The sequence below is a fragment of the Streptomyces sp. NPDC015130 genome (genome assembly GCF_043080005.1).
Taxonomy (GTDB): Bacteria; Actinomycetota; Actinomycetes; order Streptomycetales; family Streptomycetaceae; genus Streptomyces.
This window is the reverse complement of the sequence record NZ_JBIBVC010000009.1, coordinates 115,565-132,592: the sequence shown is the minus strand read 5'-3', so window position 1 is coordinate 132,592 and position 17,028 is coordinate 115,565. Positions and strand designations below refer to the sequence as shown.

Sequence of the window (17,028 nt, the reverse complement as noted above, 5' to 3'; positions counted from 1 at the left end):
GACATGGCGATGATGCGGCTCCGGCGCGAGGATCCGCGGATCGTCGGGTCGTTCCGGCTCCACCGCAGGCTGGGCGCCGGCGGGATGGGGGTCGTGTACCTCGGGTCCGACCGGCGCGGTCAGCGCGTGGCGCTCAAGGTGATCCGGCCCGACCTGGCCGAGGACCAGGAGTTCCGGTCCCGCTTCGCCCGCGAGGTGTCCGCCGCCCGGCGGATCCGCGGCGGCTGCACGGCCCGGCTGGTCGCCGCCGACCTGGAGGCCGAGCGCCCCTGGTTCGCCACCCAGTACGTACCCGGCCCCTCCCTGCACGACCGGGTCGCCGAGGAGGGCGGACTGCGCGCCGCCGACGTGGCCTCCATCGGGGCCGCGCTCTCGGAGGGCCTGGTCGCCGTTCACGAGGCCGGGGTCGTCCACCGCGACCTGAAGCCCTCGAACATCCTCCTCTCCCCCAAGGGCCCCCGGATCATCGACTTCGGGATCGCCTGGGCCACCGGTGCCAGCACGCTCACCCACGTCGGGACGGCCGTGGGCTCGCCCGGCTTCCTCGCCCCGGAGCAGGTGCGCGGCGCGGCCGTCACCCCGGCCACGGACGTGTTCTCGCTCGGCGCCACCCTCGCTTACGCGTCGATGGCGGACTCCCCCTTCGGACACGGCAGTTCGGAGGTCATGCTCTACCGGGTCGTACACGAGGAGCCGCAGCTGCACGGTGTGCCCGACGCGCTGGCCCCGCTGATCCGGGCCTGTCTGGCGAAGGACCCGGAGGAACGTCCCAGCACGCTCCAGCTGTCGATGCGGCTGAAGGAGATCGCCGCCCGCGAGGCCCAGGGCCTGCCGGTCGCGCGTCCGCCCGTGCAGCGGGAGCGGGCCGAGGAGCGGAACCCCGCCCGGCCGACCGAGCGGTACACGGAGCGGGACACCCGCGGCCACGGTCCCGAGCGCGAAGCGGAGCGGGGGCAGGCGCGGGGCACGGGGTCGGCGTCCCGGCCCTCCGCGGGGCCCCGGACCGGCGGCTCGCGCGCGCCCCAGTCACGTCCCGGCACCCGGCCGGGCGCCCGCTCCACGTCCACGGGACGCCGTCCCGCCAACCCCCGCCTGCTGCGCCAGCGGCTGTTCGTCTTCGTCGTCGTGACGCTGGTCGTCGCGCTGGGCATCGCCGCCGCGCAGGCCCTGCAGGGCTAGGGCGTGTTGCGAAAGTAGCGCCGGCCGCCCGAAGGGCGGGCGAAGGCCGTGTCGGACCCAGGCCGGAAAAGCGGCGAGCCGACCAGGAGGTCGTGAGACCTCGGTCGGCTCGTGGCTCGGGGCCGGGAGGTCGCCGGACCTCACGCGGCCGTGCGATCAGGCTTCCGGGCGTCCCGTCGCCACCGCGTAGAACGCGACCGCCGCCGCCGCGCCCACGTTGAGCGAGTCGACGCCGTGGGCCATCGGGATCCGGACCCATTCGTCGGCGGCGCGCAGCGCCTGCGTGGAGAGGCCGTCGCCCTCCGCGCCGAGCATCAGTGCCACCCGCTCCAGCCGGTGCGGGGCCGCCTCGTCGATGGACGTCGCCTTCTCCGCCGGGGTCAGCGCGAGGATCTTGAACCCCGCCTCCCGTACCGCTTCCAGGCCCCGGGGCCAGGCGTCCAGGCGTGCGTACGGGACGGAGAAGACCGCGCCCATCGAGACCTTGACGGAGCGTCGGTAGAGCGGGTCCGCGCAGTCCGGGGAGAGCAGGACGGCGTCCATGCCCAGGGCGGCGGCGCTGCGGAAGATCGCGCCGATGTTGGTGTGGTCGTTGACCGACTCCATGATCACCACGCGGCGGGCGCCGGCGAGCAGCTCCGTCGCGTCCGGGAGCGGCTTGCGCTGCATCGAGGCGAGGGCCCCGCGGTGCACGTGGTAGCCGGTGACCCGCTCGGCGAGCTCCGGCTGGACCGCGTACACGGGCGCCGGGACCTCGTCGATGACATCGCGCATGACGTCCACCCACTTGGCGGAGAGCAGCATCGACCGCATCTCGTAACCGGCCTGCCGGGCGCGGCGGATGACCTTCTCGCCCTCCGCGATGAACAGGCCCTCGGCGGGTTCGCGTCTGCGCCGGAGCTCGACATCGGTCAGGCCGGTGTAGTCGCGCAGGCGCGGGTCGTCGGGGTCGTCGATCGTGATGAGTTCGGCCACGGGGTGATACTGCCTTGTCCGGGGTGTGGTGCCAATGGGGTGCGACGGCGGGTGACAGGTTTCAGTTACCTCTGGTTACTTCACCAGCTTGCCGGGGCCCTCGGCGACGACGTCGCCGATGACGATGACGGCCGGCGGGCGGACCTCCTCGGCCCTGACCGTCTCCGCGACCGTCGCGAGCGTCGCGTCCACCCGGCGCTGGGCGGCCGTGGTGCCCTCCTGGACGAGCGCCAGCGGCGTTTCCGGGGACTTGCCGTGGGCGATGAGCGCCTCGGCGATCTTCCCGATCTTGTCGACGCCCATGAGGATCACCAGGGTGCCGGTGAGCTTGGCGAGCGAGGCCCAGTCGACCAGTGAGCGCGGGTCGTCCGGGGCGACGTGCCCGCTGACCACGGTGAACTCGTGGGCCACGCCCCGGTGCGTGACCGGGATGCCGGCCGCGCCCGGGACCGAGATCGAGCTGGAGATGCCGGGGACGACCGTGCAGGCGATGCCCTCGACGGCGAGCGCCTGGGCCTCCTCCATGCCGCGGCCGAAGACGAAGGGGTCGCCGCCCTTGAGCCGGACGACGGACCTGCCCGCCTTCGCGTGCTCGATCAGCGCGTTGTTGATGGCCTCCTGGGCCATGAAACGGCCGTACGGGATCTTGGCCGCGTCGATGACCTCGACGTGCGGGGGCAGCTCGTCGAGGAGGTCGCGGGGGCCGAGCCGGTCGGCGATGACCACGTCGGCCTCGGCGAGGAGCCGGCGCCCGCGGACGGTGATCAGGTCCGGGTCGCCGGGGCCGCCGCCGACGAGGGCGACGAAGGGGGTACGGGAGCGGTGCGCGGGCGCTGCGAGGGAACCGTCCCGGAGGCCCTCGACGATCGCGTCGCGCACGGCGGCGGAGCGGCGGGGGTCGTGGCCGGTGAGCACCGCGACGGTCACGCCCGCGTCGCGGCCGGTGGCCGGGGTCCAGGCGGTCGCCGACTCGGCGTCGTCGGAGCGCACGCACCAGGTGCGGGTCCGCTCGGCCTCGGCGGAGGCCGCGGCGTTGGCCCTCGCGTCGGTGGTGGCGACGAGCGCGTACCAGGTGTCGGCGAGGTCACCGTCCTCGTACCGCCGCTTCACCCAGGTGATCTCGCCCGCCTCGGCCATCGCCTCGACGGAGGGGGTCGCGGACGGGGAGATCAGCGTGATGTCGGCGCCCGCGGCGATCAGTGCGGGCAGCCGGCGCTGGGCGACCTGGCCGCCGCCCAGGACGACGACGCGACGGCCCGCGAGACGGAGACCGACGGGGTAGGCGGGGTGCGCCGCGTGCTCGGTGTGCTCGGCCATGGGTGAGCGGCTCCTCGGAGGGGCTGTGCGGGTGCGGGCCGCTGCTGCGGTGAAGCGGCTGGTGAGGGTGGGCGGGAACGCCTGTGCCCACGATATCGGGGGTGCGTGGCCGTCACGCTGTGACGGATCTCCCGGTCGGTGCGTCCGTACGCGTCCGTGCGCGTGCGTCCGTGCGTGCGGACGCGCGGAAGCAACGCGCGGGGAGGGACGCACCCCGGCGCGTCTCCCCCTGTGCGGGTGGGGAGACGCGCCGGAGGTGCTACTTCTCGGTGACTCCGGCCGAGTCGAACGTGGCCACCTCGTGCATCGCGCGGGCCGCGCTCTGCACCAGGGGCAGCGCGAGCAGGGCTCCCGTGCCCTCGCCGAGGCGCAGGTCGAGGTCGACCAGCGGGCGCAGGCCCAGCTTGTTGAGGGCCGCCACGTGGCCCGGCTCGGCGCTGCGGTGGCCGGCGATGCAGGCCGCCAGCGACTCCGGGGCGATCGCCCGGGCCACCAGGGCCGCCGCGCCGGTCGAGACGCCGTCCAGGATCACCGGGGTGCGCAGCGAGGCCGCGCCCAGGATCAGGCCGACCAGGGCCGCGTGCTCCAGGCCGCCGATCGCCGAGAGGACGCCGATCGGGTCCGCCGCGTCCGGCTTGTGCAGGTCGAGCGCGCGGCGGACGACGTCCACCTTGCGGGCGTGCGTCTCGTCGTTGATGCCCGTGCCGCGGCCGGTGACCTCGGCGGCGTCCACCCCGGTGTACACCGAGATGAGCGCGGCGGACGCGGTGGTGTTCGCGATGCCCATCTCGCCGGTGAGGATCGCCTTGTTGCCCGCGGCGACGAGGTCGCGGGCGGTCTCGATGCCCACCTCGATCGCGGCCAGGACCTCTTCGCGGGTCATCGCGAGACCCGTGGTGAAGTCGCCGGTGCCCGGGCGGACCTTGCGGGGCAGGAGGCCGGGAGTGGCCGGGAGTTCGGAGGCGACGCCCACGTCGATGACGCAGACCTCGGCGCCGACCTGGTTCGCGAAGGCGTTGCAGACCGCTCCCCCGCCGAGGAAGTTGGCCACCATCTGGCCGGTGACCTCCTGCGGCCAGGGCGTGACGCCCTGGGCGTGGACCCCGTGGTCCCCGGCGAAGATCGCCACGGCCGCGGGCTCCGGGATCGGCGGAGGGCAGACCCGGGAGAGGCCGGAGAGCTGCGCGGAGATGATCTCCAGCATGCCCAGGGCGCCCGCGGGCTTGGTCATCCGCTTCTGGCGCTCCCAGGCCTCGCCGAGCGCCTTGGCGTCGAGCGGGCGGATGTTGGCGACGGTCTCCTGGAGCAGGTCGTGCGGCTCCTCGCCGGGCAGGGCGCGGCGGCCGTACGTCTCCTCGTGGACGACCCAGGCCAGCGGGCGGCGCTTGGACCAGCCCGCCTGGGCCAGCTCGGGCTCGTCCGGGAACTCGTCGACGTAGCCGACGCAGAGGTACGCGACCACTTCGAGGTGCTCGGGCAGGCCGAGGGCGCGGACCATCTCGCGCTCGTCGAAGAAGCTGACCCAGCCGACGCCGAGGCCCTCGGCGCGGGCGGCGAGCCAGAGGTTCTCGACGGCGAGCGCGGAGGAGTACGGGGCCATCTGCGGCTGCGTGTAGCGGCCCAGGGTGTGGCGGCCGCCCCGGGTGGGGTCGGCGGTCACGACGATGTTGACCGGGGTGTCGAGGATGGCCTCGATCTTCAGTTCCTTGAACTGCTTGGCCCGGGCCTTCGGGAGCGACTTGGCGTACGCCTCGCGCTGCCGCTGGGCCAGCTCGTGCATCGTCTGCCGGGTCTCGGCGGAGCGGATGACGACGAAGTCCCAGGGCTGCGAGTGGCCGACGCTGGGGGCCGTGTGGGCGGCCTCCAGGACGCGGAGCAGCACCTCGTGCGGGATCGGGTCGGAGCGGAAGCCGTTGCGGATGTCGCGGCGCTCGCGCATCACGCGCAGCACGGCCTCGCGCTCGGCGTCGTCGTAGCCGGGCGCCGGGGCGGTGACGGGGGCGGCGGGGGCGGCCGCCGGGTCCTCGTCGGAGGCGGCGGGCTCGTCGACGTCGGTGACGGCCTGCTCGTCGGGGACGGCCTGCTCGTCACCGGCGGTGGGTTCCGCGGTGACGGCCTGCTCGTTCGTGACGGCCTGCGGGTCGGTGACGGCCTGGTCCTCGGTGGCCGGAGCCTCGTCCGCGACGGGGAGGGCCTCGGCTACGGGGAGTTCGCCGGCCGTCGGCTCCGCCTCCGCGACGGGGAGTGCCTCGGCGGTGGGGAGCTCGGTGACGGCGTGCTCGGTGACGGCGTCCTCGTCGGCGGCCGGGAGCGCGTCGGCGGCCGGGACCTCGGCAGGTGCCGGGAGTTCGGCCGCGGCGACGGGCTCGTCGGCGGCGGGGAGTTCGTCGGCCTCCACCAGCTCCGCGGCGTCCACGAAGCCCTCGGGGTCCGTCTCCACCTCGGCGGCGGCCTCGGGCTGCGCCGCGACCGGCTCGGTGGGCTCGGCGACGGCGGGCTGCGCCGGCTCCTCGGCCGCCACGGGTGCGGGCACGTCGGCCGTCTCCACCGGGACCTCGGCCACGGCCTCTGACACGGCCTCGGGGGCCTGCTCGGGCAGGGGCTCAGGGGCGGCCTGCACCACGACGGGGGTCTCCGCGGGCGCCTGCTCCACCGCGGCCTCGGCCACGAGGGCGACCGGCTCGGCGACCGGAACCTCCGCGACGGGCTCCGCCGGGACCTCGGCCTCGCGGACCTCGACGGCGGGCTCGGGCTCGCGCGGCGCGGGCACGGTGGCCTGCGCCTCGGCCTGCTCCGGCTCCGGGGCCTCGACGGGCTCCTGCACGGGCGCCTCGGGAGCGACGGCCTCGGGAGCGACGGCCTCAGGCGCGACGGTCTCAGGCGCGACCGCCTCGGGCGCCAAGGTCTCGGGCGTCACGGGAGCCGCTACGGGTTCTGCCGCTACGGCGTCCACGGCCTCCACCGGCTCCTCGGCCGGGGTCGGGGCCAGGTGCGGGGCGGTCGGGACGGAGCCCTCGACCTGGACGAACTGCCCGGTCTGCGGGACGACCGTTTCTGCGGGGAGGACCGGCTCGGGCGCCACGGCCTCCTGCGGCTGCGCGGCCCACGGCTCGGCGCCCTGCGGCGCCAGCTGCTGGTCCTGCGGGATGTCGAAGTACTCGGGGCCCGTCGTGGGCGGTCCCGGGTTCCGCACGGGCATCGGCGCGGGACCTGTGGCCACGACCGGCGCGGGCTGCGGGGCCGGGGCGGGCGCGGCGGCCGGGCCGCGGTCGGCGAGCGAGAGCACGACGCCCCCGGCCTCGGGCACGGGCGGGCCCATGTGCAGCGGGCGGCGGGCGGGCGGCGGGATCGGGGCGCCGGCGGGCGGCGGGACGCGCACGCCGCCGAGGTCGACGGAGCCGGAGTCGCGGCCCGCGGCCTCGTGGGCGCCGGTGTCGAGGATGCCGGGCTCGTAGCCGTGGTCGGCGAGGACGGGCTCCTGCGCGGCGAGGGGGACACCGTGCGCCGGGGTGCCCTGGGCGGGCATGCCGTGCGCCGGAGTGTGAACCGGGGTCCCGTGCGCCGGGGTCCCGGCGGTCGGCGCCTGCGCCGCGGCCTGGCCCTGAGGGGCGGTCAGCACGTCGGCGAGGACGTAGGAGTCCGGGAGCGGACCCGTGAGGGGGTCGGTGAGCGGGTCTCCCAGCGGGGCCGCCGCCTCCGGGGCGGCGGCCACGGGCGGAACGCCCTGGTGCGGGACGACGGGGGGCGCGGGCGGGGCCGGTACGGCCACCGGCGGCGCGGGCGCGACGCCCGGCGGGTGCTCGCTCCAGGCGCCCTGGGCGCCCGGCATGAGAAGGATGTCGTCGTCCTCGGCTGCGTGCTCGGAGGGGTCCAGGAAGGTGTACGCGCCCGGTGCGGGGATGCCCGGCTGCTCGACCATGCCTGCGTTCTCCGGCAGTCCCTCGCCCGAGACCTGGCCGGTGTCCGTCATGCGTACCCCTCGCCCATCGCTTGTGCTTCCTTCAGACCTGCGCCCGTCGAGAACAACGAGCGCACGCGCCGCGCGGCACGAAGGACGCGCGGACACCCACTCATTGTCGCGGCCCTCGGCCGTCGTGGCAGGCAGATCCGCCACGGCGGGCTGTGGACTGCGCCACGTCGCGCGGTCCCCCCTTTGCGGAGTACCACATCGGCGGGCCGGAAGGGCCGCCCATTCCGGACATTCGACGGGGGTCCCCCAGCCTAGCGAGGGGGACGAACGCCGAACGTGCCGGTGCGGTACAACAATCGGCCAGCCTACCTGCCCCCGCGGGGCGGCGGGGTCACGGGGCGCCGTCGCTCCTGCGTCCGGCCAGCAGAAAGACCACCGAACGCTCCCTCTCCGACCAGTCGTCGGGGTCGAGCCCGACGGTCTGGAGCAGGAGGCTCTCGACGGTGTAGCCGCCGGCGGCGAGCGCGGTGCCGACGGCCTCCGCCTCGTCGCGCGTGGAGGCGTGGACGACGATGCGCTCGGGGCGCCGGTCGGTGCAGGCGGTGACGACGGGGACGCTGCCGGCCGCGATGCGGACGACGTCCGGTTCGGGCAGGTTCTCCAGGACGTGGGGGGCACGGCCCCGGACGGTCTGGAGGGGTACGCCGTGGCGGCGGGCGGCCGCCTCGGTGCGGGCGCAGGCGGCCGGATCGGTGTCCACGGCGATGACGGCGGCGCCGAAGCGCGCGGCCTCGACGGCGAAGGCGCCCCCGGCGCAGCCGATGTCCCAGACGAGGTCGCCGACACGGGGGCCGAGGCGGGCCAACTGGGCGGCGCGCAGCGCCGGGTCCTCGCCCGCGCCGGGCCGGATCGGCGGGGCGGCCCCCGTGGTGCCGCGCCCCCGGGGGCCGTACGCCTCGGGGCCGTGCTCCTCGGGGGCGTACTCCTCGGCGGGCAGGCCCCAGCCCCGTACGGGCCGCACGGCCGGGTCCTGGCCCATCAGCCAGGGGGCGGCCGGGGCGCCGGCGCCCGTGCCGCCCACTCCCCCGATGACGAGGACGACGTTGGGGTCCCGCCAGACGTGGTCCGCGGCCCGGTCGGAGGTGAGGACGGAGACCCGTTCGCGGTCGGTGCCGAGTTCCTCGCAGATGACGAAGGTGCGGTGGACGCCTTCGAGGAGGAGGGCGAGCTCGGCCGGTCCGGCGCCGGGCGAGGTGAGGACGGCGACCTTGGGGTGGGCGCGGCAGACGTTCACGGCGCGGCGCAGGGTCCGCTGGTGGGCGACGACGATCCGGGCGTCCTCCCAGGGCATCCCGGCGCGGGCGAAGGCCGCGGCCACGGAGGAGACGGCGGGGACGACCTCGACCTCCAGGCCGTGCTCGGGGGCGCGCAGGGTGCGGACGACGCCGAAGAAGCCGGGGTCGCCGTCGGCGAGGACGACGGCGGTGCCGCGGTGGCCCGCGATGCGGCGGGCGGCGAGGTCGACGCTGCCGAGGCGGACGCGTTCGGCGGCGGGGGGCACCCCGGGCAGTGCCAGGTGGTGGGCGGCGCCGGCCACCAGGGTGGCGGCGGAGAGTGCGGATCTGGCCGCCGAGGTGAGGGGCGAGCCGTCCCAGCCGATCACCGTGACCCGGTCCGCCATCGTCGTCTGTCTCCTGTGGTGTCGTCGCAGGTCGGGGGCGTGCCGAGCGTACCCCGGGTCGGTCTCCCGGGCTCAGCTCCAGTCGGTGTACGAGGAGTATCCGGCTTCGGCCATCTGGTCGGCGACGCCGTCGAGGTCCTCGGGGAGGAGGCCCCAGAGGATGAAGTCGGTGCGCAGCTCGGTCCAGCTGCCGTCCTCGGTGCGGGTGCGGGCTATGCAGGCGTTGCGCAGGACGCCCTCGCTGATGCAGCCGATCTTCTGGGCGACCTGCTGGGAGGCGGTGTTGTCGGCCGCCGTGCGCAGTTCGATGCGCTCGAACTTCTGGTCGTTGAAGAGCCACTGGGCGGTGGCGAGCGCGGCTTCGGAGGCGTATCCCTCGCCGCGGGCCCAGGGGGCGACGATGTAGGAGAGCTCGGTGGAGCGCACGCGCCAGTTCGTGTTGGTCAGCTGGACGATGCCCACGAGCCGCTGGGTGAGGAACTCGCTGACCCCGAGGTCGAGGCCGCGGCCGGCGGCGCGTTCGGTGGGGGCGTACTCGGTGATCCAGCGGCGGGCGGCGTCCTCGGAGTACGGCTGGGGGACGGCCGTCCAGGCGCCGACCATCTCGTCGTTCATCATCTCGGCGAGCGCCGGGGCGTCACCCGTTTCGAGCGCGCGCAGCACCAACCGGTCCGTGTTGATGGAGATGTCCGGAAAGGTGGTAGTCATGCTCAGCTCCATGCCGTGGACCGTCCGAATCGACCGTGAACGCACAGCATGCAGCATGCGGCCGTCGGTGCGCATGGCCGGGTCGGGGTGTGGCGAAGGCCCCGCGCACCGGACGGGGTGCGAGGGGCCTTCTGCGCAACAACTGTACGAGGGAACCTGCCTGACGGTTCCTCGGATGCCCCGAGCCGTGCTCGGCGGCCAAGTCGACGCCCTGCCCGGCGTCTTGCCCGGGCGCCCTGCTCGGCGCCTTACCCGGAGCCTTACTCGGCGACGGGTCCGAAGGCGGGGATGACCGATCCCTTGTAGGTGTCCTCGATGTACTTCTTCACCTCGGGCGAGTTGAGGAGCTTGGCGAGCTTCTGCACGCGGGCGTCCTTCTCGTTGCCCTCCTTGACGGCGAGGAAGTTGGCGTACGGGTTGCCCTCGGACTTCTCCAGGACGAGGGCGTCCTTCGCCGGCTCGAGCTTGGCCTCGATGGCGTAGTTGCCGTTGATGACGGCGGCGTCCACGTCGTTCAGGGCGCGGGGCACGGTGGCGGCCTCCAGCTCCTTGAACTCCAGGCCCTTCTTGTCAGTGATGTCGGAGAGCTTGGCGTTGGTGCCGACGCCCGGCTTGACGGTGATCAGGCCGTTCTCGGCGAGCAGCTGGAGCGCGCGGCCGCCGTTGGTGGTGTCGTTGGGGACGGCGATCGTCTGGCCCGGCTTGATGTCCTTCACCGACTTGAGGCTCTTGGAGTAGAGGCCCAGCGGCTCCAGGTGGACGTTGACCACGGGGACGATGGTGGTCTTGTTCTTCTGGTTGAAGTCGTCGAGGTACGGCTTGTGCTGGAAGAAGTTGGCGTCGACCTGGCCGGACTGAGTGGCGGTGTTCGGCAGGACGTAGTCCGTGAACTCCTTCACCTCCAGCTTCAGGCCTTCCTTCTCGGCCAGGTTGTCCTTGACGTAGTTGAGGATGTCGGCGTGCGGCGTCGGGGACGCGGCGACGACGAGCGGCTTGGAGGTGTCGCCGGAGCCGGCCGAGTCCTTGGCGGAGGACGGGTCCGAGGAGGTGCCGCAGGCGGTGAGGCCGAGGGCGAGGGCGGCGGTGGCGGCGATACCGGCGGTGAGCTTGATGTTCTTACGCACGAAGAGTGCCTCTTTCCGGTGGTGCGGTGGACGCCTGGACAACAAGTCCGGGCTGTTTCTTCGGGATCCTTCGAGGTTCTTCGAAGGACGAAGTCTGGGTGGCCGGGGAGGCGTTACGCGGTACGGCCCCGGCGGGCGAGGAGTCGGACGACTCCGTCGCCGATGAGCTGGACGACGGTCACGATCAGGACCAGGACGACGACCGTGACGAGCATGAACGTCGTGTCGAAGCGCTGGTATCCGTAGGTGACGGCCTTGGAGCCGAGGCCCTCGCCGCCGACCGCGCCGGCCATGGCCGAGTAGCCGATGAGCACGATCACCGTGGTGGTGACGCCCGAGACGAGCGAGGGCAGGGCCTGCGGGAGCAGCACCTTGCGGACGATGGTGGGGATGCCGCCGCCCATGGCCTGCACGGCCTCGACGAGCCCGTGGTCGACCTCGCGGATCGCCGTCTCGACGAGTCGCGCGAAGAAGGGGATGGCGCCGATGGCGAGCGGCACGATCATCGCGGTGGGACCGATGAAGGTGCCGACGACGAAGGTGGTGAAGGGGATCAGCGCGATCAGCAGGATGATGAAGGGCAGCGAACGCCCGATGTTCACGATCGCACCGACGACCTTGTTCACCGGCCGGTTCTGCAGCAGTCCGCCCTTGTCCGTGAGGACGAGGAGGATGCCGAGCGGCAGGCCGCCGAGCACGGTGACGACGGTGGCCCAGAGGACCATGTAGAGGGTGTCGACGGTGCCCTGCTCCAGCAGGGGCTGCATCTCCGACCAGGTCACTTGGCACCTTCCTTGGCCAGTACGGGAACGGTGTCGGCGACGACGCCCTCGGCTTCGACGAGTTCGACCTGGAGGCCCTGCTCGCGCAGGAAGCCGACCGGGACGACGTTGTCCTCGTACCGTCCGGGGAGCTCGATCCGCATCCGGCCGATCTGCTTCCCGCCCACGGTGTCCATCGCCGCCCCGAGGATCGAGATGTCGATGTTGTAGGTGCGGGAGAGCTGGGAGATGACCGGCTGGGTCGCGGACTCGCCCTGGAAGGTGACGTCGACGACCGTGCGGTCGGGGCCGGTGGGGGCGCCGCTGACCGGGAAGAGCTCGGCCGCCAGCTGGGAGCCGGGGGTGGCCAGCAGTTCGGCGACGGTGCCGGACTCGACGACGCGGCCGTGCTGCATCAGGGCGGCGGAGTCGCAGATCGTCTTGACGACGTCCATCTCGTGCGTGATGAGCAGGACGGTGAGGCCGAGCTGCTGGTTGAGGTCGCGCAGGAGCTGGAGGATCGAGCGGGTCGTCTCCGGGTCGAGGGCGCTGGTGGCCTCGTCGGAGAGGAGGACCTTGGGCTCGCCTGCGAGGGCGCGGGCGATGCCGACGCGCTGCTTCTGGCCGCCGGAGAGCTGGCCCGGGTAGGACTTGGCCTTGTCGGCGAGGCCGACGAGGTCGAGGAGTTCGAGGGCGCGGCGGGAGCGCTCGGCGCCGGGGACACCGAGGATCTCCAGGGGGAGCTCGATGTTGTCCTTGACGGTGCGGGAGGACAGCAGGTTGAAGTGCTGGAAGACCATGCCGATGCTGCTGCGCGCCCGGCGCAGGTCCTTCCCGGCGCGGCGGCCCTTCCCGGCGAGCGCGGTGAGGTCGACTCCGTCGACGGTCACGGTGCCGGAGGTGGGGCGCTCCAGGAGGTTGACGCAGCGTATGAGCGAGGACTTGCCGGCGCCGCTCTGGCCGATCACGCCGAAGACCTCGCCCTCGCGGACGTGCAGGTCGACGCCGTCCAGAGCGGTGACCTGGCGGCCGCGCGACTCGTAGACCTTGGTCAGGCCCGAAGTGGTGATCACAGGGTTTCCGTCACTGTCGAGTGCGCGGCGCGGGGTCCGCCGGGCACGGGGCATCGTCGTTCGGACAGTCAGGCGCACGGAGGCCTTCCCGGCGGGTGGCCGGGGTCGGCGGGTGCGCGGGGCAGGCACGGTCCGCCGCCGGAAGGCGGGAGGATCGGCGCGGCCGTCTGGCCTCGCTTCGGGGCGCGAGACGCTGGCGGGGGCCCTCAGAAGGCGCACATTCGACACATACAACGAGCACCGGGCGTCGTGATCGCCTCGGTCGCAAGGGTGCGGCTGCTCGTCGTGGTCATGTCTGCAAGTAAAGCATGCGCACTAGCGAACGAAAGGGAGGCGTCCGAATACCGGACACTGCTGAGACGCCATGCGGACACCGACGGGGCGGGGGCGGGGTCCTGTTCCGCCCGGTGTGGCCTGCGGGGACGGGGCGGGCCGGGGGTGCCGATGGTGCGGTTCGGGAGCGGCGACGGCGGGCGGATGTGGTCAAGACCACGGCCCGAGGGCGTGTTGCGAAAGTAGCGCCGGCCGCCCGAAGGGCGGGCCCGACGGCGCCTGGTGCGTGCGATCGCAAGGCGGAGGGTCGCCCCGATACTGGATGTATCGGGGTGATCCCGACAACGCGGCGAGCGTGCGTGCCAGACCCCGTCGGGCAGGCGGGACTTTCGCAACACGCCCTAGCGTCCGGAGGCGGGGGGCGAACGTCCAGAGGCGGGGGCGAGCACCCAGAGGCGGGGGGGCGAGCGCATCGGGCCTTTCGCACCGTAATACCCTCGGGCGCATGCTCGACGCCCTGACGGTCACGGTCTCCGTGGCCGCGCTCGCCCTCGCCGCCTGGTGCGGCTTCGCCGCCTTCCGGGACCAGTCCACCAAGGACTGGCACTTCATCGGCATGGCCGTCGTGACCTTCCTGGTCCTGGCCCAGCTGGTCGTCGGCATCGTGCAGCTCGCGCGCGGGGAGAAGGCCGAGGAGGGCGCGACGATCTTCGTCGCCTATCTGCTGGGCGCGCTGTGCGCGGTGCCGATCGCCGGGTTCATGTCGCTCGCGGAGCGCAGCCGGTGGGGCTCGGCGACGGTGGCGGCCGGCGCGGTCGTCCTGGCCGTGCTCGAAGTGCGCCTCTACGACATCTGGACGGTGGGCTGACCATGACCGAGACCCAGGAGAAGGCGGCGCAGGGCAAGAGGACCCGTCTCGTCTCGGGCCCGGGCATCCTGCTCGTCTGGCTGTACGGCGTGATGTCGGTCGGCGCGGTCTCGCGCTCGATCTACCAGATCGCGACCGAGTTCGACCGGGCGCCGCTCGCGTACGCCCTGTCGGCGGTCGCGGCCGTCGTGTACGCCTTCATCACCTACACCCTGGTACGGGGCGGGGAGGCGGCCCGCAGGGCGGCGCTGGTCTGCTGCGCGGCCGAGCTCGCGGGCGTGCTGGTCGTGGGGACCTGGACGCTGGTCGAGCCGTCCGCCTTCCCGGACGCGACGGTCTGGTCGGACTACGGCTACGGCTACCTCTTCATCCCGGTCCTGCTGCCGCTGACCGGCATCTGGTGGCTGCGGAAGTCGCGCGCGATGGCGACCGCCGCCTGAGGCGACGGTCCCGACGGCCGCCGCGCTCTCAGGCGGCGGCCTTCTCCAGGGTCACCAGGGTGAGCTTGGGGCCCAGCTCGCGGGCGGACACCTGCTCGTACCCCTTGCTGCGGTAGAGCCGCAGATTGCCCTCGCTGCGGTGGCCGGTGAAGAGCTGGAAGCGCTTGGCGGAGGGCTCGGCCGGCGGGATGTCGTCGGCGAAGTGGCGCTCGATCCCGTCGAGGAGTCGGCCGCCGAGGCCGTGGCGCCGCATGCGCGGGTGGACGATCAGCTTGGCGATGTGCACCGTGCCGTCCTCGTCGAGGCGGGCCCGCACCGAGGCGACGACCTCGTCGCCGAGCCGGGCCACCAGGCCGTACCCCTGGTCCAGTTCGGCGCGCAGGTCGTCGAGCGGCTGGGTGAGCGGTTCGATGGACCAGTCTCCGTACAGCTCCGCCTCGCTCTGGTAGCAGAGGTACTGCAGCTTCAGGATGTGCTCCGCATCCTGCGCGTCCGCTGCTGAGATGGTCACACTCAGGCCCATGTGTGCACGCCTCCCGCTCATGTGGTTCGCCGTCGGTTTATCGCACCCTTCCCCGTCGGCCGGGGGCGGGAACCTCTGCAGCCAGCATTCTGCGCAGGCATCCCAGGCATCGGGAACGCATCGGCCCCAAACTGCCTTGTGAGATACCCAACTCTCCTGCGATTTCTCGGTAGGTGGGGTCCTGGGGGTCGAGCATCGCGGTGAGCAGGCGCGGGCACCGGCCGGGCGTTCGAGTGACGGCGGCGCGCAGGGTGCGGTGGCGTTCGGCGACGAGGAGCGAGGTCTCCGGGGAGCCGTGCGGTCCTTCGGTGTCCGGCGGCGGTGCGGGCTCGTCCTGGTAGGGGCGCTCCCGGTCGGTGGTCCGGCGGGCGCGGCGGGCCTCGGCGCGGACGGCGCGGCGCAGCCAGTCGGCGGGGCGCTCGGGGGCACCCGTCTCCTGGAGGCGCTCCAGGAGACGGAGCCAGACGGCCTGTTCGAGGTCGCCGGGGTCGACGCCGGCCGCCGGGGCCTCGGCGTCCGACTCGGCGGCGAGCAGCGGGGCGAGGGCGGCGAGGAGGCCGGGGGTCTCGCTCTCGGTGAGCGAGCCGCTGTCGGTGTCGGTGTCGGTGGGGGTCTCCGTGCCGGTGGGGGTCTCCGTGCCGGTCTCGGTGTCGTCGGCCGTCTCGGGGGTGGAGCACGCGGGGGTCGTCATGACCGGCACGATGTCCGGGCGCTCGGGCGCGGTTGCGGTCCGGGTCCTAAACCACCCGGGAGGAGGCCGTTCGGCCCGGCGTCCGACCTGAACGGCCTCCTCCCGGGCGAGTTTCAGCCCCGGTCGGCGGCGTCGAAGTCCGCCGCGGCGAGCAGTGCGGTGTCGGGGTTGTCGGAGAAGATGCCGTCGATCCCCGTCTCCAGGTACCGCTTCAGGGCGCCGAAGGAGTCGCCGTACGCCGTCGGGTCCGTGCCACGGCGGAAGTCGGCGGGCAGGAAGCTGTTCTCGTTGCGGTGGGTGTACGGGTGGAGGAGCAGGCCCTCGGCGTGCGCGTCGCGGACGAGGGTGGTCGGGGTGCCGAGGCGCCCGGTCGCGTCCTTCGGGATCACCAGGTCGAGCGTGGGGCCGATGCCCTGCGCGTACGAGGCGATCCAGCGCAGGCCCGCGGGCGTGACGAGGTCGGCGACCGTGCGCGGGTCGCCGTCCTGAACGAAGTCCCAGGGGCGGCTGCTCGCGGCGGAGAGCAGGACGACTCCCGGGGAGTCGACCAGCTTCGCGAGGCGCTGGATGCTGCTGGGCTCGAAGGACTGGAGGAAGACCGGGGAGTTCGCGCGGTGGCGTCCGTACCGGCGCAGGAGCTTGGCGAGCCGCTCCTCCAGGCCGAGGCCGAGGGAGCGGAAGTAGGTGGGGTGCTTGGTCTCGACGTGCAGCCAGACCTCGCGGCCGCGGCGGCGGCCCTCCTCCTCGGCCCAGCGCAGCACCTCCTCGAAGGTGGGGATCGTCCAGCGGCCGTCGTAGAGGGTGTTCTCCTGGCGGGTGCCGGGGATCCGCTCCTTGGCCCGCAGGGTCTTGAGCTCGGCGAGCGTGAAGTCCTCGGTGAACCAGCCGGTGTACGAGGTGCCGTCGACGCTCTTGGTGGTCCTGCGGGAGGCGAACTCGGGGTGGTCGGCGACGTCGGTGGTGCCGGTGATGTCGTTCTCGTGGCGGCAGACGAGGTGCCCGTCGCGGGTGGGGACGAGGTCCTGCTCGATGACGTGGGCGCCGAGGTCGAGGGCGTGCCGGTAGGAGCCGAGGGTGTGCTCGGGGCGGTAGCCGCTGGCACCGCGGTGGGCGATGACGGTGGGGACGGGGAGGGAGCGGTGGCCGTGACCACGGCCGCGGCCCTCGCCCCGGGCCTCGGCGGCGTGGGCGGTGCCCGTGGGGAGGGCCGTCGAGGCCCCCAGTACCGCCGCGGCTCCGGCCGCTCCGAGAACGGTCCGCCGTGCCGGGGTCCGGCGCTCGCCCTGGGTCATGAAGGCTCCTCGTGTGTGATGTCCCGCACCTGTCAACGGGGAGCTCCGACGCTAGGCAAGGAGCCCCTACAAAGGGCAGACCTGCGTCGAACATGGCGGAAACACGCGTCAACACCGCGTATCCATTCGGTGAACCCGATGTGCGGACGAGTGTGACCCGCGAGTATCGTCGCCAGCTGCACCGTCAGCTGGTCCGACCCCGCGCGTCACCCC

At 73.5% G+C, this 17,028-nt stretch carries 14 protein-coding genes; 3 read left to right on the top strand and 11 right to left on the bottom strand.

What is annotated here, in order from left to right; all coding sequences use genetic code 11:
* The first annotated feature begins 3 nt into the window (after positions 1-3).
* Complete coding sequence (locus tag ACF08F_RS20580) at positions 4-1,179, top strand: serine/threonine-protein kinase (RefSeq protein WP_392299965.1); 1,176 nt, start codon at positions 4-6, stop codon at positions 1,177-1,179.
* A gap of 156 nt (positions 1,180-1,335) precedes the next feature.
* Here ACF08F_RS20580 and ACF08F_RS20575 read toward each other — a convergent pair whose 3' ends face one another.
* From ACF08F_RS20575 to ACF08F_RS20540, 8 genes are all read right to left on the bottom strand, one after another.
* Positions 1,336-2,154, bottom strand: a complete 819-nt coding sequence (locus tag ACF08F_RS20575; RefSeq protein ID WP_392299964.1) for a TrmH family RNA methyltransferase — start codon at positions 2,152-2,154, stop codon at positions 1,336-1,338.
* Positions 2,155-2,229: 75 nt separating this feature from the next.
* On the bottom strand, positions 2,230-3,471 hold the full coding sequence (gene cobA / locus ACF08F_RS20570; RefSeq protein ID WP_392299963.1) for a uroporphyrinogen-III C-methyltransferase: 1,242 nt from the start codon (positions 3,469-3,471) through the stop codon (positions 2,230-2,232).
* A gap of 259 nt (positions 3,472-3,730) precedes the next feature.
* On the bottom strand, positions 3,731-7,441 hold the full coding sequence (cobT, locus tag ACF08F_RS20565; RefSeq protein ID WP_392299962.1) for a nicotinate-nucleotide--dimethylbenzimidazole phosphoribosyltransferase: 3,711 nt from the start codon (positions 7,439-7,441) through the stop codon (positions 3,731-3,733).
* A 331-nt stretch (positions 7,442-7,772) separates the two neighbouring features.
* Positions 7,773-9,062, bottom strand: coding sequence for a precorrin-6y C5,15-methyltransferase (decarboxylating) subunit CbiE (gene cbiE / locus ACF08F_RS20560; protein ID WP_392299961.1), 1,290 nt, complete (start codon positions 9,060-9,062; stop codon positions 7,773-7,775).
* 72 nt (positions 9,063-9,134) lie between these two features.
* Positions 9,135-9,770, bottom strand: coding sequence for a GNAT family N-acetyltransferase (locus ACF08F_RS20555; RefSeq protein ID WP_392299960.1), 636 nt, complete (start codon positions 9,768-9,770; stop codon positions 9,135-9,137).
* A 260-nt stretch (positions 9,771-10,030) separates the two neighbouring features.
* Entirely contained in the window at positions 10,031-10,894 is an 864-nt protein-coding gene (locus ACF08F_RS20550; RefSeq protein WP_392299959.1) for a MetQ/NlpA family ABC transporter substrate-binding protein, read from the bottom strand.
* Between the two features lie 113 nt (positions 10,895-11,007).
* Complete coding sequence (locus ACF08F_RS20545; RefSeq protein ID WP_392299958.1) at positions 11,008-11,676, bottom strand: methionine ABC transporter permease; 669 nt, start codon at positions 11,674-11,676, stop codon at positions 11,008-11,010.
* On the bottom strand, positions 11,673-12,728 hold the full coding sequence (locus ACF08F_RS20540) for a methionine ABC transporter ATP-binding protein (protein ID WP_392299957.1): 1,056 nt from the start codon (positions 12,726-12,728) through the stop codon (positions 11,673-11,675). The genes ACF08F_RS20545 and ACF08F_RS20540 overlap by 4 nt, the downstream gene beginning before the upstream one ends.
* A gap of 778 nt (positions 12,729-13,506) precedes the next feature.
* Between ACF08F_RS20540 and ACF08F_RS20535 the strand changes: the two genes are divergently transcribed.
* Both ACF08F_RS20535 and ACF08F_RS20530 read left to right on the top strand, forming a co-directional pair.
* On the top strand, positions 13,507-13,869 hold the full coding sequence (locus ACF08F_RS20535) for a hypothetical protein (RefSeq protein ID WP_392299956.1): 363 nt from the start codon (positions 13,507-13,509) through the stop codon (positions 13,867-13,869).
* A 2-nt stretch (positions 13,870-13,871) separates the two neighbouring features.
* Complete coding sequence (locus tag ACF08F_RS20530; RefSeq protein WP_392299955.1) at positions 13,872-14,309, top strand: hypothetical protein; 438 nt, start codon at positions 13,872-13,874, stop codon at positions 14,307-14,309.
* A 28-nt stretch (positions 14,310-14,337) separates the two neighbouring features.
* On the opposite strand, the gene ACF08F_RS20525 is transcribed toward ACF08F_RS20530, so the two are convergent.
* The 3 genes from ACF08F_RS20525 to ACF08F_RS20515 form a co-directional block, all read right to left on the bottom strand.
* Positions 14,338-14,832: a GNAT family N-acetyltransferase gene (locus ACF08F_RS20525; RefSeq protein ID WP_392299954.1), complete on the bottom strand. Its 495-nt coding sequence runs from the start codon at positions 14,830-14,832 to the stop codon at positions 14,338-14,340.
* A gap of 37 nt (positions 14,833-14,869) precedes the next feature.
* Positions 14,870-15,523: a sigma-70 family RNA polymerase sigma factor gene (locus ACF08F_RS20520; RefSeq protein ID WP_392299953.1), complete on the bottom strand. Its 654-nt coding sequence runs from the start codon at positions 15,521-15,523 to the stop codon at positions 14,870-14,872.
* Between the two features lie 113 nt (positions 15,524-15,636).
* On the bottom strand, positions 15,637-16,815 hold the full coding sequence (locus tag ACF08F_RS20515) for a glycerophosphodiester phosphodiesterase (protein ID WP_392299952.1): 1,179 nt from the start codon (positions 16,813-16,815) through the stop codon (positions 15,637-15,639).
* Positions 16,816-17,028 lie beyond the last annotated feature (213 nt).

Bases quoted from the DNA above. Each gene is read 5' to 3' on its own strand.
- ACF08F_RS20520 (WP_392299953.1), bottom strand. From the start codon at position 15,523: ATGACGACCCCCGCGTGCTCCACCCCCGAGACGGCCGACGACACCGAG.
- ACF08F_RS20525 (WP_392299954.1), bottom strand. From the start codon at position 14,832: ATGGGCCTGAGTGTGACCATCTCAGCAGCGGACGCGCAGGATGCGGAG.
- ACF08F_RS20535 (WP_392299956.1), top strand. From the start codon at position 13,507: ATGCTCGACGCCCTGACGGTCACGGTCTCCGTGGCCGCGCTCGCCCTC.
- cbiE (WP_392299961.1), bottom strand. From the start codon at position 9,062: ATGGCGGACCGGGTCACGGTGATCGGCTGGGACGGCTCGCCCCTCACC.
- cobA (WP_392299963.1), bottom strand. From the start codon at position 3,471: ATGGCCGAGCACACCGAGCACGCGGCGCACCCCGCCTACCCCGTCGGT.
- ACF08F_RS20515 (WP_392299952.1), bottom strand. From the start codon at position 16,815: ATGACCCAGGGCGAGCGCCGGACCCCGGCACGGCGGACCGTTCTCGGA.
- ACF08F_RS20555 (WP_392299960.1), bottom strand. From the start codon at position 9,770: ATGACTACCACCTTTCCGGACATCTCCATCAACACGGACCGGTTGGTG.
- cobT (WP_392299962.1), bottom strand. From the start codon at position 7,441: ATGACGGACACCGGCCAGGTCTCGGGCGAGGGACTGCCGGAGAACGCA.
- ACF08F_RS20530 (WP_392299955.1), top strand. From the start codon at position 13,872: ATGACCGAGACCCAGGAGAAGGCGGCGCAGGGCAAGAGGACCCGTCTC.
- ACF08F_RS20580 (WP_392299965.1), top strand. From the start codon at position 4: ATGGCGATGATGCGGCTCCGGCGCGAGGATCCGCGGATCGTCGGGTCG.